Source organism: Pontibacter virosus (assembly GCF_003096355.1).
Lineage (GTDB): Bacteria > Bacteroidota > Bacteroidia > Cytophagales > Hymenobacteraceae > Pontibacter > Pontibacter virosus.
In genome coordinates this window covers 367,686-382,332 of sequence record NZ_QEKI01000003.1, presented here as the reverse complement: position 1 = coordinate 382,332, position 14,647 = coordinate 367,686, and the positions used below count along the sequence as shown (strand labels likewise).

General features: G+C 48.4%; 13 protein-coding genes. 11 read left to right on the top strand and 2 right to left on the bottom strand.

Going from position 1 to position 14,647, the window contains the following annotated elements; all coding sequences use genetic code 11:
• Positions 1 to 3 precede the first annotated feature (3 nt).
• From C8E01_RS06915 to groL, 8 genes are all read left to right on the top strand, one after another.
• Positions 4 to 1,299 carry an anthranilate synthase component I family protein gene (locus C8E01_RS06915; protein WP_243409461.1) on the top strand — a complete coding sequence of 432 codons (1,296 nt, stop codon included), beginning with the start codon at positions 4 to 6 and terminating at the stop codon, positions 1,297 to 1,299.
• A gap of 92 nt (positions 1,300 to 1,391) precedes the next feature.
• A complete protein-coding gene (gene miaB / locus C8E01_RS06910) occupies positions 1,392 to 2,831 on the top strand; it encodes a tRNA (N6-isopentenyl adenosine(37)-C2)-methylthiotransferase MiaB (RefSeq protein WP_116542614.1) in 1,440 nt (479 codons plus the stop codon).
• A gap of 89 nt (positions 2,832 to 2,920) precedes the next feature.
• Entirely contained in the window at positions 2,921 to 4,195 is a 1,275-nt protein-coding gene (locus C8E01_RS06905) for a sigma-54 interaction domain-containing protein (protein ID WP_116542695.1), read from the top strand.
• Positions 4,185 to 4,703, top strand: a complete 519-nt coding sequence (locus C8E01_RS06900; protein ID WP_243409460.1) for an LptE family protein — start codon at positions 4,185 to 4,187, stop codon at positions 4,701 to 4,703. Before C8E01_RS06905 ends, C8E01_RS06900 begins: the two co-directional genes overlap by 11 nt.
• 33 nt (positions 4,704 to 4,736) lie before the next feature.
• Positions 4,737 to 6,116, top strand: coding sequence for a hypothetical protein (locus C8E01_RS06895; RefSeq protein WP_116542612.1), 1,380 nt, complete (start codon positions 4,737 to 4,739; stop codon positions 6,114 to 6,116).
• 1 nt (position 6,117) lies between these two features.
• Positions 6,118 to 6,498 carry a preprotein translocase subunit SecG gene (secG, locus tag C8E01_RS06890; RefSeq protein ID WP_116542611.1) on the top strand — a complete coding sequence of 127 codons (381 nt, stop codon included), beginning with the start codon at positions 6,118 to 6,120 and terminating at the stop codon, positions 6,496 to 6,498.
• Positions 6,499 to 6,749: 251 nt separating this feature from the next.
• Positions 6,750 to 7,040, top strand: a complete 291-nt coding sequence (gene groES / locus C8E01_RS06885) for a co-chaperone GroES (protein ID WP_116542610.1) — start codon at positions 6,750 to 6,752, stop codon at positions 7,038 to 7,040.
• 36 nt (positions 7,041 to 7,076) lie between these two features.
• Complete coding sequence (groL, locus tag C8E01_RS06880; RefSeq protein WP_116542609.1) at positions 7,077 to 8,714, top strand: chaperonin GroEL; 1,638 nt, start codon at positions 7,077 to 7,079, stop codon at positions 8,712 to 8,714.
• Between the two features lie 81 nt (positions 8,715 to 8,795).
• Here the strand turns inward: groL and C8E01_RS06875 are convergent, their stop codons facing one another.
• On the bottom strand, positions 8,796 to 9,392 hold the full coding sequence (locus C8E01_RS06875; protein WP_243409459.1) for a hypothetical protein: 597 nt from the start codon (positions 9,390 to 9,392) through the stop codon (positions 8,796 to 8,798).
• Positions 9,393 to 9,562: 170 nt separating this feature from the next.
• On the bottom strand, positions 9,563 to 11,149 hold the full coding sequence (locus C8E01_RS06870; protein WP_116542608.1) for a peptide MFS transporter: 1,587 nt from the start codon (positions 11,147 to 11,149) through the stop codon (positions 9,563 to 9,565).
• A gap of 211 nt (positions 11,150 to 11,360) precedes the next feature.
• Here C8E01_RS06870 and pckA point away from each other — a divergent pair, with 211 nt between their 5' ends.
• From pckA to C8E01_RS06855, 3 genes are all read left to right on the top strand, one after another.
• Positions 11,361 to 12,977, top strand: a complete 1,617-nt coding sequence (pckA, locus tag C8E01_RS06865; RefSeq protein WP_116542607.1) for a phosphoenolpyruvate carboxykinase (ATP) — start codon at positions 11,361 to 11,363, stop codon at positions 12,975 to 12,977.
• Between the two features lie 139 nt (positions 12,978 to 13,116).
• Entirely contained in the window at positions 13,117 to 13,833 is a 717-nt protein-coding gene (locus C8E01_RS06860) for a 16S rRNA (uracil(1498)-N(3))-methyltransferase (RefSeq protein WP_116542606.1), read from the top strand.
• Positions 13,834 to 13,850: 17 nt separating this feature from the next.
• Entirely contained in the window at positions 13,851 to 14,516 is a 666-nt protein-coding gene (locus tag C8E01_RS06855) for a DUF4159 domain-containing protein (protein WP_116542605.1), read from the top strand.
• Positions 14,517 to 14,647: the final 131 nt, after the last annotated feature.

Genomic DNA, 14,647 nt, shown 5'->3' with positions numbered 1-14,647 from the left:
ACAATGGCTTATACCTTATACATACCTTTAGTTGAACTGGAAATACCAATTGCTGACTTCCGAATGAAGGTGCTGGCCTGGGCGCAAAAGTTTCCGCTAGTTGCCAGCTATACCTCCAATGGGGTCGCCTATCCTTATCAGGGCTTCGACGAATTGATCGCCGTTTCGAGTGGGGAACCCCTATTATGGGATCATGAGAATATGTTCGAGGAGCTGCAGCAGAAGCTAGCCACTCAGCAGCATCTCTGGTGCGGTTACCTAGGCTATGACCTCAAGAATCAGGTTGAGAAGTTGAGTAGCGGCAACAAGGACGAAGTTGGATTTCCGGCCATTTTCTTTTTTGAACCTGAGCTATACTTATACTTTCAGAAAGAGGGCATAAACATCTATAGCAAAGACGGTAATATCGAAAATATACTACAGGAAATACATGCCACTTCTATACCTGAAAAATTCTGTGCTCTCCCAATCAAAATAAAGCAAAGGGTTCAGAAGGAAGATTACCTCCGGAACGTAGAGCGGGTGCGGGACTATATCCGGGATGGGGAGGTATACGAGCTGAATTACTGCATGGAGTTTTACGCCGAGGAAGTAACGTTATCTCCTTTGCCGCTATACCTGCAGCTCAACGCACTTTCCCCTACTCCTTTCTCAGGTTTCCTTAAATATGGCGACCTATACCTGCTTTGCGCTTCTCCGGAGCGCTATCTAAAAAAAGAAGGCCGAAAACTGATCTCCCAACCCATAAAAGGAACGATACGTCGCGGCGCCACGCCGGAGGAGGACCAGCAGCTACAGCACCAACTGCGACACGACGAGAAAGAATTGGCCGAGAACATGATGATCGTGGATCTGGTGCGCAACGACCTGCGCCGCTCCTGCGCCACGGGCACCATTCAAGTCGAGGAAATGTTCGGCATTTACGGTTTCCGGCAGGTGTCGCAAATGATCTCGACGATTACCGGAGAGCTGCGGCCTGAATGTGGAATAGCCGATGCACTGAAAGGCGCTTTCCCGATGGGCAGCATGACGGGCGCCCCCAAGATCCGGGCGATGGAACTGATTGAAGAACTTGAAGTATCTAAACGAGGCCTTTACTCAGGCGCATTCGGCTACCTGAAGCCCAACCAGGATTTCGATTTCAATGTTGTGATCCGGAGTTTGCAGTATAATGCCACAACAGGCTACTTATCCTTTATGGTAGGCAGCGCCATCACCTACGACTCAGTACCTGAACAAGAGTATGAGGAGTGCCTGCTCAAAGCCCAAGGAATACGGAAAGCGCTTGGCCTGGAATAAGTACACCATAATTAAAAGAATTCCCCTGCCATTCTGTCACGTTTTACAGCGGATTATAGTATATTTGCACCTCCTAAGAGATTTTTTGAAGCATGGATCCAATCATTGATTTAGATTTTATAGATAATCGCACACCTGAGCAGGCAACTGCCGCGGCTTCCTGCGATACCAAAGTGACGGCTGAAACCAATACCGGCAAATCTCGCAAACTCTATATTGAGAGCTACGGTTGCCAGATGAACTTCTCGGACAGCGAGATCGTGTCGTCGATCATGTTTGAGCAGGGGTTTGACACCACAGCGCATATTGAGCAGGCGGACGTAGTGTTCCTGAACACATGTTCTATCCGTGAGAAGGCCGAAACCACGGTTCGTAACCGCTTGGGCCAAATCAACTACTTCAAGAAGAAGAAACCAGAAATGGTGATCGGTATATTGGGCTGTATGGCCGAGCGCCTGAAAAAATCTTTGCTGGAGGAAGAAAAGATCGTTGATCTGGTGGTTGGTCCTGACGCCTACCGTGACCTGCCCAACCTGATCAGTGAAGTGGATGGCGGACAGAAGGCGGTGAACGTACTGCTCTCTCGCGAGGAAACGTACGCCGACATCAACCCGATTCGCCTGAACAGTAACGGGGTTAGCGCCTTTATCTCCATCATGCGCGGTTGCGACAACATGTGCTCCTTCTGCGTGGTGCCCTTCACCCGCGGACGTGAGCGATCCCGCGATGCCCATTCAATCGTGCGCGAAGCTGAGGCCTTGGTTGCACAGGGCTACAAGGAAGTTACACTCCTGGGTCAGAACGTGGACTCTTATAAATGGGCTTCGGAAGATGGAACAGAAAGCGTGAACTTTGCCCAGTTACTGGAAATGGTGGCGAAACTCAGCCCCAATATGCGGGTACGTTTCTCTACCTCCCACCCCAAAGATATTACGGACGAGGTGTTGTATACCATGAAGAAGTACGACAACATCTGTAAATACATTCACCTGCCGGCACAGAGTGGCAACTCGCGTGTGCTGGAACTGATGAACCGTACCTACGACCGTGCCTGGTACCTCAACCGCGTAGATGCTATCCGTGCCATCCTCGGCGAAGACTGCGGCATTTCTTCTGATATGATTGCAGGCTTCTGCTCCGAGACGGAGGAAGAGCATCAGGATACGCTTTCGCTGATGGATTATGTGCAGTACGACTACTCATACATGTTCTTCTACTCCGAGCGCCCAGGCACCCTGGCTGCGCGCAAACTGGAAGATGATGTGCCTCTGGAAGTGAAGAAGCGTCGTCTGGCCGAAATCATCGAAAAGCAGCGCGAATGCTCCCTGAATCGCAACAAGCGCGATGTCGGCCGTATGCACCGCGTGCTGGTAGAAGGGTTCTCCAAGAAATCTGACCAGCAGCTGAGCGGACGCAATGACCAGAACAAAGTTGTGATCTTCGACAAGAAGCATTACAAGAAAGGCGACTACGTGAATGTGTTCGTAAACGACTGCTCTGTTGGTACGCTCTTCGGAGAGGCGGTTGATTAGATTTGGAAATCTGAGGATGTTAAAATTTGAAAATAATATTTCATAACATCTACAAATCTCCACATTTCCAAATCTTCAAATTTGAAAACATGCGCAACATCGATATACAAAGCATAAAACAGCGCTTTGGCATTATTGGCAACTCACCCTTGCTCAACTACGCCATACAGGTAGCGGCCCAGGTGGCCCCTACCGAGATGACCGTGCTGATTACGGGTGAGAGCGGCAGCGGCAAAGAGTCATTTTCCAAGATTATTCATCAACTCAGTCCACGCAAGCACGGTCAGTTCATTGCCATTAACTGCGGTGCTATACCTGAGGGAACCATCGATTCGGAGTTATTCGGACATGAGAAAGGCTCTTTCACGGGCGCTTCTGACACCCGCAAAGGCTACTTTGAAGTTACGGACGGTGGAACCATCTTCCTTGATGAGATAGGCGAAATGCCACTGGCAACACAGGCCCGTCTACTGCGTGTACTCGAAAACGGGGAGTTTATCAAAGTAGGATCATCCAAAGTACAAAAGACCGACGTACGCGTGGTGGCCGCCACCAACGTGAACCTGATCAATGCCGTGGAGAAAGGCCGCTTCCGTGAAGACCTGTATTACCGCCTGAACACAGTGCCGATCACAGTTCCACCTTTGCGTGAACGTGGCGAGGATATTTACCTACTGTTCAGAAAGTTCGCCTCTGATTTTGCTGAAAGGTACCGGGTTAAATCCATTACGTTGACGCCTGATGCAGTGGAGGAGCTTTTGAGCTTCCGTTTCCCAGGCAACATTCGTCAGTTGAAAAATATCGTGGAACAGATTTCGGTACTGGAGTACGATCGTGAACTGGACGCTGCTAAATTGAGACACTACCTGCCCCGTGAACAGGGCGGCAGCCAGGTTCCGGCGCTGCTGGCCAGAGAGCATGGTGCAGACCAGTCTTTCTCTGAGCGCGACCTGCTGTACAAGGTCCTCTTCGACATGCGCCGCGATGTGTCGGACCTCAAGAAGCTGGTGTATGAACTCATGACGCGGCAGCCCGGCGACAATGAACTGCTGAAAGAGCACAGTCATCTGTTCGAGAACATTGAGCAATTGAACCATGCGCGCACTTACAAGAGTGCGGATAAGCCTGAGCCTTACTACCTGCCTGTGCAGCAGCCTCGCGATGAAGAAGATTACGAGGAGCGTGTAGAAGACATTTCGCATGAAACAGAGGAAGAAGGCCTGTCGCTGGAGTCGATGGAAAAAGAAATGATCTTGAAAGCGCTCAAAAAGCACAATAACAAACGAAAATACGCAGCCAATGACCTGGGTATTTCGGAAAGAACGCTGTACCGCAAACTAAAGCAATATGATATTGAGAACTAAGATCCTTGTTCTTTGCCTGACCGTGCTGATAGCCTTGTGCTGCAACGCCTGTGGTATTTACTCCTTTTCGGGTGTAAATGTGGATCCTTCTATACGCACTATTTCAATCCAGACATTTGAAAACAGTGCCGGCGAAGGCCCTTCGAACCTGACACAGGTAGTGACCAACAGTTTCAAAAACTACTACCAGCGCAACACCAACCTGACTGTTTTGCAGCGCGACGGCGATTTGCAATTAGAAGGACAGATCGTTACTTTTACACTGACGCCAAACGCAGTGCAGCGCGAGGGAAATGTTGACCAAGCCACGCTGAACCGCCTTACACTGGGTGTCCAGATTCGCTTTACTAATACAACTAATCCGGAAAAGGATTTTGATCAGCAGTTCACGATCACCGAGGAGTTCCCTCCGACCGTGGATATTACAAACATTCCGCCCGCTGCCATCGACCGCATGACCGAGCGGCTTGTGGCTGATGTGTTTAACAAGACGGTTGCCGACTGGTAGTCATTACAAAGCTTCAATACCCTTAACCCTTACATGAACAAATCTGCCTTTCTTAAACTGATCAAGCAGGTATCCGACATCTCTGACCAGCAGCAAAGTGAGCTGGAGCAGGTGGCGGCGACCTTCCCCTATTGCCAGACGGCCCATCTGCTGCTGGCAAAGTCAGCTTATGACAGAGGCAGTATGCTTTCTACACAGCGACTGCGCCGGGCTTCCGCCTATGCCACAGATCGCCAATTGCTGAAGCGACTCATTTACTCTACTCCTGTGCTGGAGCCGGTGTATGCCGAGGAAGAAGAAACACCACTTGCAGCGGAAACACAGCCTATTCCGGAGGATGCAGCATTCATTGAAGAAGAATCTACAGTTGATGCCGGGCAATTCGTAACAGAGGATACTGAAACTGCAGTCGCTTTACCTGAATTGGAAGATACTGTGCGAGAGGATGAAGTTCAGACAGAGACGCTGGAGCAGGTATACAGTCCTGCCCCGATGGAGCAGGATTCGTATCTGACAGAGGAATATGCTGAAACTGATGCTGCAGAAAGTCCTGACGCAGAAATAGATTCAGAGCTTGCCTTGTTATTTACCTTTAACAGCATCAGTTCTTCGTCCACCGACTTGCTGAGCCACCGGGTAAGCGATGACCTGGACGAGACCGAACAAAAAGCTGAGCATTCGCACTTCACAGAAGCAATCGAAGCCCTGCACGACCTGGAGGAGGCTCAGCAAACCGACCAGGAAAGTTTTAAGGAAGAGCAGCTGGATGAGCCAGAAGCAGAGGCACAAGCTATACCTGATCAGCAAGCCGAATTGACTCAGGCTTCTCAATCAAATGAATTGCCTATACCTGAAACATCAGAGTCAGATACTGAGCTTTTTGCTGATGAATCAGAAGAACCTGTGCTGGCAAACGCTGAGGATGCCGAGATCAATTACTCCTTCGATGAGATTGACCGCCTCTACGCTGAGGACGCCCTGGGCTATTGGATGGGCTCCAGCCGCCTGGGCGAGGTGCTGCAGTTAAAGGATGACTATACCCGTGCAAGGCCTCAAAGCTTCCACCCGGAGTTGATCTTAGAGTATAGCAAGACACATGAACTCGAAAAAGCGATACAGCCATCAACGCATGTGCTCAGCAAGCAGCTCGACATTATCGACCAGTTTCTTAAGCTGAATCCGAGGCTCAAAACCATGGCCAACCTGAAGCTAAAGCCTGAGCCACAGGAGGATTTATCGCTCAAGAGCTCTAAAATAAAGAAAGGGATGGCCTCCGAAAGCCTGGCCAACATCTTTATAAAACAAGGAAAGACCAAAAAAGCTGCTAAAATTTATGAACAGCTTATTTTGAAATATCCGGAAAAAAAGTCTTACTTTGCCGAACAGATCGAGAAATTACAAAACATAACATAAAATGTATATCGCCCTAATCAGTATCATTCTCTTCATTTGCGTACTTCTTATTTTGGTAGTACTAGCCCAGAATCCTAAAGGAGGCGGACTTTCAAGCCAGTTTGGCGGCGGTGGTGCCAGCCAGCTGATGGGCGTAAAGCGCACCGGCGACCTGCTTGAAAAACTGACCTGGGGTTTCGCCATCGCATTGGTAGTCCTGACACTTGGTACGCATATGATGATCGACACCAGTGCTGATACAACGATCCGCAGCGTTAACGAAGAGCGTGCCCGCCAGATGGGTACTCCAGCTGTTCCAGCGCTGCCAGGAGTTGAGTCTGAAGAAGACATGTCTATACCTGATGCAGGCGAGATTCCTACCATGGTAGACACAGCTCAGTAGCATTAACCTATACCAGAGAAAGCCGGCCTTTAAAGCCGGCTTTTTTGTTTTGGCTGCTTCCCTATCTGCCACTTGTTACTGACAGTTCGTTGTTCCCTGTCATAACCTGACAAAAATGTCAGTCACATGACGGCCTATTGCTGCAAAATTGGTTCATATTGGCAGGAAACAGCCCTTGGCACAAGAAATGATAGAGGGAGTATGGTTTCAACGTTAATCATTAACCACAAAAACTAAAAACATAACAAACTATGTCAATCAGCATTAAACCATTAGCAGACAGAGTAATTGTAGCTCCTGCTGCAGCAGAAGAAAAAACAAAGTCTGGCATTATCATTCCGGACACTGCTAAAGAGAAACCACAGCGCGGCGAGATCGTAGCTGTAGGCGAGGGCAAAGTATCTGAGCAAGGCGCTCTGATGAAGCCACAGGTTGCCGTTGGCGACCAGGTGTTGTATGGCAAGTATGCAGGTACCGAGATATCCATCGACGGCAGCGATTACCTGATCATGCGTGAGTCAGATATCCTGGCTATCCTTTAATCTATTCTATTAAATTAAAATCAAAGAGATATAACTATGGCTAAGAACATCACATTTGATGCTGACGCTCGCCACAAAATTAAGTCTGGCGTTGACAAACTGGCAAATGCTGTAAAAGTTACCTTGGGTCCTAAAGGCCGCAACGTAATCATTGATAAGAAATTTGGTGCCCCTACCATCACGAAAGATGGTGTTTCAGTAGCGAAAGAAATCGAGCTGAAAGACCCTATCGAGAACATGGGTGCGCAACTGGTGAAAGAAGTAGCTTCTAAAACTGCTGACCAGGCTGGTGATGGTACTACTACTGCCACAGTGCTTGCGCAGGCCATCTACACAGCCGGTATTAAGAACGTAGCGGCCGGTGCTAACCCAATGGACCTGAAGCGCGGTATCGACAAAGCAGTACATGCGGTGGTTGAGAACCTGCGTTCACAGTCTAAGTCAATCGAAAACTCTTCTGAGATTTCTCAGGTAGGTACCATCTCTGCCAACAACGATGCCGAGATCGGTAAAATGATCGCCGATGCGATGGACAAGGTTGGTAAAGACGGTGTGATCACAGTAGAAGAAGCAAAAGGTACTGAAACCGAGGTGAAAACGGTTGAAGGTATGCAGTTTGACCGCGGTTACCTGTCTCCTTACTTCGTAACCAACGCTGAGAAGATGGAAGCGGAGTTCGACAACCCTTTCATCCTGATCTACGACAAGAAAGTTTCTACCATGAAGGAACTGCTTCCAGTACTGGAGCAGGTTGTTCAGACAGGCAAAGGCCTTGTTATCATTTCGGAAGATGTGGACGGTGAAGCGCTTGCTACACTAGTGGTTAACAAACTGCGTGGTTCCCTGAAGATCGCTGCTGTAAAGGCACCTGGCTTCGGTGACAGAAGAAAAGCCATGTTGGAAGACATTGCTATTCTGACAGGCGGTACTGTAATCTCTGAAGAGCGTGGCTACAAACTAGAGAACGCTACACTTGACTACCTTGGTACCGCTGAGAAAGTAATCATTGACAAAGACAATACGACACTTGTAAATGGCGCTGGTCAGAAAGATGATATTGTAGCGCGTGTTAACCAGATCAAGTCTCAGATGGAGTCTACTACATCTGATTACGATAAGGAAAAACTGCAGGAGCGTCTGGCCAAATTGTCTGGTGGTGTGGCCATCCTTTACATCGGTGCTTCGACTGAAGTAGAGATGAAAGAGAAGAAAGACCGTGTGGACGATGCACTGCACGCAACAAGAGCTGCCGTTGAAGAAGGTATCGTAGCTGGTGGTGGCGTTGCCCTGATTCGTGCGCTTGATGCCCTGAACAACATTGATGTATACAATGCGGACGAGCAGACAGGTGTGAGCATCATCAAGACTGCGCTTGAGTCTCCGCTTCGCACAATCGTAGCAAACGCTGGTGGCGAGGGTTCTGTAGTAGTACAGGCTGTGCGTGAAGGCAAAGCTGATTACGGTTACAATGCCCGCGACAACAGATACGAGAATATGTTTGCGGCTGGTATCATCGACCCAACTAAAGTAACTCGTCTGGCGCTTGAGAACGCTGCTTCTATCGCTGGTCTGCTGCTTACTACTGAGTGTGTGGTATCTGAGGAGCCTTCTGAAGAAGGTGGTGCTCCAGCCGGCATGCCAGGTGGCATGGGCGGTATGGGCGGCATGATGTAATAGACTCCCATAGTCTGAATATAGAAAAGCCCTGGTCCTTTCGGTCCGGGGCTTTTCGTTTTCTATGCATTCCAGCTATACCTATAGCTCCCTGATTAAGATTGTAATGTTATGGGGTGCCGTTTCATCTCCCCCAAAATATGGGTATAGCTGGTAGTGGCTGCTGGCTGAAGTACAGTAGCGCGGCTGTGTAACTTGCGTGTCATTTACCTTAAACGTGTACTCCTTCTCTCCCAGCACGAGCTCATACCTATTTGTCTGGTTAGGTTGCACAGCTGTGATGTAGGCTGTGTTACGCTTTTTGTTGAGATAGGTATAAGCATGTATTTCCAGACGATTATTGAACCAGCGCCAACCGAAACGTGCACTGTTGGTATGGTGGTCTGTTTCGCAGTCAGAAAGACCATAGAGTTTGTTGATGTCAGCCTGGTTGCCAGGCAGACTAGTCTTATACATTGCCGTGCTGTCAAAGGTCGCCTCGAAACGTATGGTGGAGGTTTCTACAAACTTGAATTGAATCTGGGCATTGTGTGAACCCTTTGGAATGGTATAAGTGGTGCTGGCTGGCTCGGGTACAGGAGAATCAGTTACGGTAGTAGTGGTTGTTTCTACCTCACAGGAGGCCATAAAAAGAATAAGGAAGGCTGCTGCAAAAAAGCGCCTGATTGAGAGAAGCATGAAAATAACAATATGGCTAAAAGTTGAAATTACAGTTTTACGCTAAATCGCTATACGTCAAGCGATTTAGCGCTAACTCTTAAATTTCCGCAAGATCATAAATTGTACTATAAAAACAAAGAGCCCGCACCTTTTAAAGTGCGGGCTCTTAAAATGATAGATAGTGCTACCTAGTGGATGCCGTGCATCCACTTGCGCATAATCGGTGTAAGCAACAACGCGAGTACTGCGAAGCCGAAGGCCACATAGCCGATCTGCTCAAACACGCCTGTGTAAACCAACAAAGAGTCCATCCCTGTAGCAGCTTCGCCTTCACTACCACTTACGGCAGTCAGTTTGGCGATAATGCCGGCGATGTAGTGTGCGAAAGAGGATGACAGAAACCAGATACCCATGATGAAGGCCACGATCTTCTTAGGAGAAAGTTCGGTCACTTTGGATAGACCTACCGGTGACACGAAAAGCTCACCGGTTGTGATGAACATGTAGCCCAGAATCAGGAACCAGATTGATACTCTGCCATCAGCATCGGCATAATTGGCGCTCCAGGCGAAGATCAGGAAACCCAGACCAAGCTGTGCTATACCTAAGGCAAACTTAACGGGCGTAAATGGATTAACGCGGCGCTTAGACAGGAACACCCACATAGCCGAGAAAGGCAAGGCAAACAGGATGATGAAGAATGGGTTGATCGAGTTGGTCTGTGCCGCATTCATAAACGTCAGGTTCACGTTACGCTCAGCAAAAAGTGTGAGCGAAGAACCGGCCTGTTCAAAGAACGACCAGAAAACGGTGATAAAGAACGTAAGCAGAATTACCACAAAAAGCCGCTGACGCTCCACACTGTCCACTTTCACCAGGTTGTAAATCAATACGAGCGAGATAATGGGTAACAGGATGTAGTTCATCACAATGTGCATGATGGAACCATCAAAGATCGTCTCGCCAAAACCTGGCAGATCAAGCGTGCCATTGAACAGCAGCAGGCCGAAAACAGGAAGCGACAGGAAGCTAAGTATTGTAACCCAGGCCTCTTTGGTGATACCAGCAACACGTTCCTTGATAACAGCTGGCTCCGGCGGAAGACCGTTGTTACCAAATACGCCGCTGCGGCCTCCTTGCCAGAACATGATCAGGCCAAGCACCATACCAACACCGGCAGCTCCAAAACCGTAATGCCAGCCGTAGGTCATACCTAACCAACCACAGATAAGCGGTGCCACCATAGCACCGATGTTGATGCCCATGTAGAAAATGGTGAAACCGGCATCGCGGCGAGCATCACCTTCTCCGTACAGTGTTCCAACCAAAGTTGAAATATTCGGTTTGAAAAATCCGTTACCTACAATCAAAAGGGCAAGAGAGCCGTAGAAGAAAACAGGGTGCTCAACGGCAAGCGCAAAGTGACCCAAGGCCATCAGAACCGCCCCCAGCATAATGGCTTTGCGGTAGCCCAGCAATTTGTCGGCTATCATACCGCCAATTACAGGAGTCGCATAAACTAAGGCGCCATAAGCTGCGTAGATACCAATTGCAATCTCGTCGCGGTTGGCGAATGACTCAAACAGGTTATTCACCATGTAAAGCACCAGCAGAGCGCGCATGCCGTAAAAACTAAAGCGCTCCCAGAGTTCGGCAAAAAAGAGATAGAAAAGTCCCTTCGGATGCCCGAACATCTCTGGTCCGGTCGGGTCGGCGCCAATCGGTGCGTTTTGCTCACTTACCTGGTCAGTAAGCGTATGATCTTGATAAGACATAGGGTTTGTTAGTTGATTGTTTAGTTTAGTTGAGCATACAAAGAAGGTAAATATATTGGTTTAAACACATAGAGACAAATTTTTTTGCATAACGCCCTTTGCAGACCTCTTTTTTAATTATAGCGACTAATCTTATTTTAATATCTAATATTTTATATTTTTGTAGCACCGTTGTGAAACAAACAGTTCACTTAAAACCCTTTATTTTCAAATGAAAGAATCTGGTAATAAATCAGGTAAAGTAGGTCTGGAGAGCCTGGGCATCAAAGAAGCAAAAGAAGTGCTCTGGAACCTCACTCCTGCCGAGCTAGTGGAAGAGGCTCTGAAAAATGGTGAAGGCGTACTCACGGACACTGGCGCCCTGATGTGTGACACAGGCAAATTTACAGGTCGTTCTCCGAAAGACCGTTTTGTGGTGAAGGACGCCAAAACCGAAAACACCGTTTGGTGGGGCGACATCAACATTGCGTTCGATCCTGAAAAGTTCGACAGACTCTACGACAAAATGGTTGACTTCCTGAAAGATCGTCGTCTCTATGTACGCGACGCTTATGCAGGCGCTCACCCAGACTACCGTCTTGACCTGCGCATTGTAAACACACAGGCTTGGCATAACCTCTTCTGCAACAACATGTTCCTGCGTCTTGAGAAAGAAGAGCTTAAAGACCATAACCCGGCATTTACTATCATCTGTGCGCCAGAGTTTGAGGCCGACCCGGAAGTGGACGGCACGCGCCAGGCTAACTTTGCGATCATCAACTTTACCCGCAACATCATCCTTATAGGTGGTACCGGTTACGCAGGTGAGATGAAGAAAGGCATCTTCGGTGTGCTAAATTATATCCTTCCCGAGGAGAAAAACACTTTATCTATGCACTGCTCCGCAAACGTTGGCGCAGATGACGATACGGCTATCTTCTTCGGTCTGTCAGGTACCGGTAAGACTACTTTGTCTGCTGACCCGAACCGTGGTTTGATTGGCGACGACGAGCACGGCTGGACGGCTGACAGCGTGTTCAACTTCGAAGGAGGCTGCTATGCTAAAGTAATTGACCTGACACGCGAAAAAGAACCACAGATCTGGGATGCCATTAAATTTGGCGCTATTGTGGAGAATACGCGCTTTGTAGAACGCACACGCACGGTTGATTACGAGAACAAGTCTGTAACTGAGAATACGCGTACAGCTTACCCAATCAACCACATCGACAATGCGGTTGAGCCATCCAGAGCCGATATTCCGAAGAATATCTTCTTCCTGACGGCAGATGCTTTTGGTGTACTGCCTCCAATCTCAAAACTGAACGCCAGCCAGGCAATGTATCACTTCATTTCTGGCTACACGGCAAAGGTTGCCGGCACGGAAGTAGGCGTTACAGAGCCTCAGACAACGTTCTCGGCTTGCTTTGGTGCTGCCTTCCTGCCGCTGCACCCTACCAAGTATGCCGAAATGCTCGGTCAGAAAATGAACGAGAACAATGTGAACGTTTGGCTCGTGAACACGGGTTGGACTGGTGGACCATACGGTGTAGGCTCTCGCATGAAGCTGCCGTATACCCGCGCCATGATCACAGCCGCACTTAACGGTGAGCTTGACAAGGTGGAGTATACAAAGCATCCTGTGTTCGGTGTAGAAATGCCTAAAACTTGCCCGAACGTACCGGATGAAATTTTGAACCCACGCAATACTTGGTCTAACAAGGAAGAGTATGATGCAAAGGCAACTGACCTGGCTTCTAAATTCGTGAAGAACTTCAGCAAATACGCTGACTACGCAAACGAAGATATCCTGGCTGGTGCTCCTCAAATAGAGGTTTCTATCGACTAAGTTAATTTTAATCATTAAAAAAAGGCCTTTCTGCTTATGTTGAAAGGCCTTTTTTTATGCATATCAGCCTGTTGCCGTATTACAAAAATGACTACTTTCGTATACCTGTAGCAGGCTTCGTTAATCAACCGATCATACCGTGCATTTATTCTATACCCCCGATATCAACGCTGAAATCTATACCCTGGCTGAAGACGAATCAAAGCACTGCACCCGTGTGCTGCGTTTGCATCAGGGAGATACGGTATACCTGGTGGACGGGCGAGGCGGCAGGTATACGGCCATCATACAGGATGCGCACCAGAAACGATGCCAGTTGCAAATTATTGACAAGCAAGTTGAGTATGGCAAGCTACCCTACTACGTGCACATAGCCGTAGCGCCAACCAAAAACATTGAGCGAATGGAGTGGTTTGTTGAAAAAGCCGTCGAGGTTGGCGTCAGCGCAATTACTTTTCTCGAATGTGAGCACTCCGAGCGCAGGCAGTTGCGTCTCGACCGCATCGAGAAGATTGCTGTAAGTGCCATGAAACAATCGCAGAAGGGTTATCTGCCCTTGTTAAACGAACTGACCCCTTACCAGCATTTCATCAAGACCTGTATCCCGGAGGATACCTTTATTGCGCACCTTGAAGACGATGCCACCAAATCCATCAGGGATTACTATAAGCCAGACCGGCAGCATTGCATCCTGATCGGTCCGGAGGGAGATTTCTCTGCTAATGAAATCGCCACCGCTTATGAACTAGGTATAAAGCCTGTGACGCTCGGACAGAGCCGGCTACGTACCGAAACGGCTGCCCTGGTCGCCTGCCATACCTTGCATGTACTACACGATATCTACGCCCCGTTATAAACCAAAGGTTCTGACTTATGAAGCGCTCCCTCCTGTTCCTATACCTGATTCTGTTTTGCGGTGTGCTGGCTGCACAGCAGAAGTACAGCTTCAAAATAGCCAAGCTCAAGTATAACGGGGGTGGTGATTGGTATGCGAACAAAACTTCTCTGCCTAACCTGATCAGGTTCTGCAATCAGAACCTGAACATGAACATTGCACCCGAAGAAGGGGTGGTGGAAGTTGGGAGTCCGGAACTCTTTACCTACCCGTTCGTGCATATGACGGGGCATGGCAATGTGGTATTCTCAGACGCTGAAGTGCAAAATTTACGCAGTTACCTGATTAGCGGAGGCTTCCTGCACATCGACGATAACTATGGGATGGATCAATACATCAGAAAAGAGATGAAGAAAGTATTCCCGGAGTGCGAATTTGTGGAGCTCCCTTTTGACCACCCGATCTATAGCCAGAAATACACGTTTAAAAATGGCTTGCCTAAAATCCATGAGCACGACAACAAACCACCGCAAGGCTTTGGTATCATCCACAAAGGCAGGCTGGTCTGCTTCTACAGCTATGAAACAGACTTGGGCAATGGTTGGGAAGATGCAGAAGTACACAACGATCCCGAAAATAAAAGGCAGGAGGCGCTTAAGATGGGTGCCAATATCCTGGCTTATGCCCTCACGCAGTATTTATAATAGCATTTAAACGCTATACTTCCAGCAGTCTGCAATGCTCGTTCCTTCAAACTGTCGGAGAGACTCTCTAAAATCCTGAATTTTTCAATTTAAAGGTCTTTATGCTAAAACCATTAAGCTTAGGCAAAAGT

Coding starts and splice junctions, on each gene's coding strand:
- groES (WP_116542610.1), top strand. CDS start 6,750: ATGTCAATCAGCATTAAACCATTAGCAGACAGAGTAATTGTAGCTCCT.
- secG (WP_116542611.1), top strand. CDS start 6,118: ATGTATATCGCCCTAATCAGTATCATTCTCTTCATTTGCGTACTTCTT.
- groL (WP_116542609.1), top strand. CDS start 7,077: ATGGCTAAGAACATCACATTTGATGCTGACGCTCGCCACAAAATTAAG.
- pckA (WP_116542607.1), top strand. CDS start 11,361: ATGAAAGAATCTGGTAATAAATCAGGTAAAGTAGGTCTGGAGAGCCTG.
- C8E01_RS06905 (WP_116542695.1), top strand. CDS start 2,921: ATGCGCAACATCGATATACAAAGCATAAAACAGCGCTTTGGCATTATT.
- C8E01_RS06915 (WP_243409461.1), top strand. CDS start 4: ATGGCTTATACCTTATACATACCTTTAGTTGAACTGGAAATACCAATT.
- C8E01_RS06855 (WP_116542605.1), top strand. CDS start 13,851: ATGAAGCGCTCCCTCCTGTTCCTATACCTGATTCTGTTTTGCGGTGTG.
- C8E01_RS06875 (WP_243409459.1), bottom strand. CDS start 9,392: ATGCTTCTCTCAATCAGGCGCTTTTTTGCAGCAGCCTTCCTTATTCTT.
- miaB (WP_116542614.1), top strand. CDS start 1,392: ATGGATCCAATCATTGATTTAGATTTTATAGATAATCGCACACCTGAG.
- C8E01_RS06870 (WP_116542608.1), bottom strand. CDS start 11,149: ATGTCTTATCAAGATCATACGCTTACTGACCAGGTAAGTGAGCAAAAC.
- C8E01_RS06895 (WP_116542612.1), top strand. CDS start 4,737: ATGAACAAATCTGCCTTTCTTAAACTGATCAAGCAGGTATCCGACATC.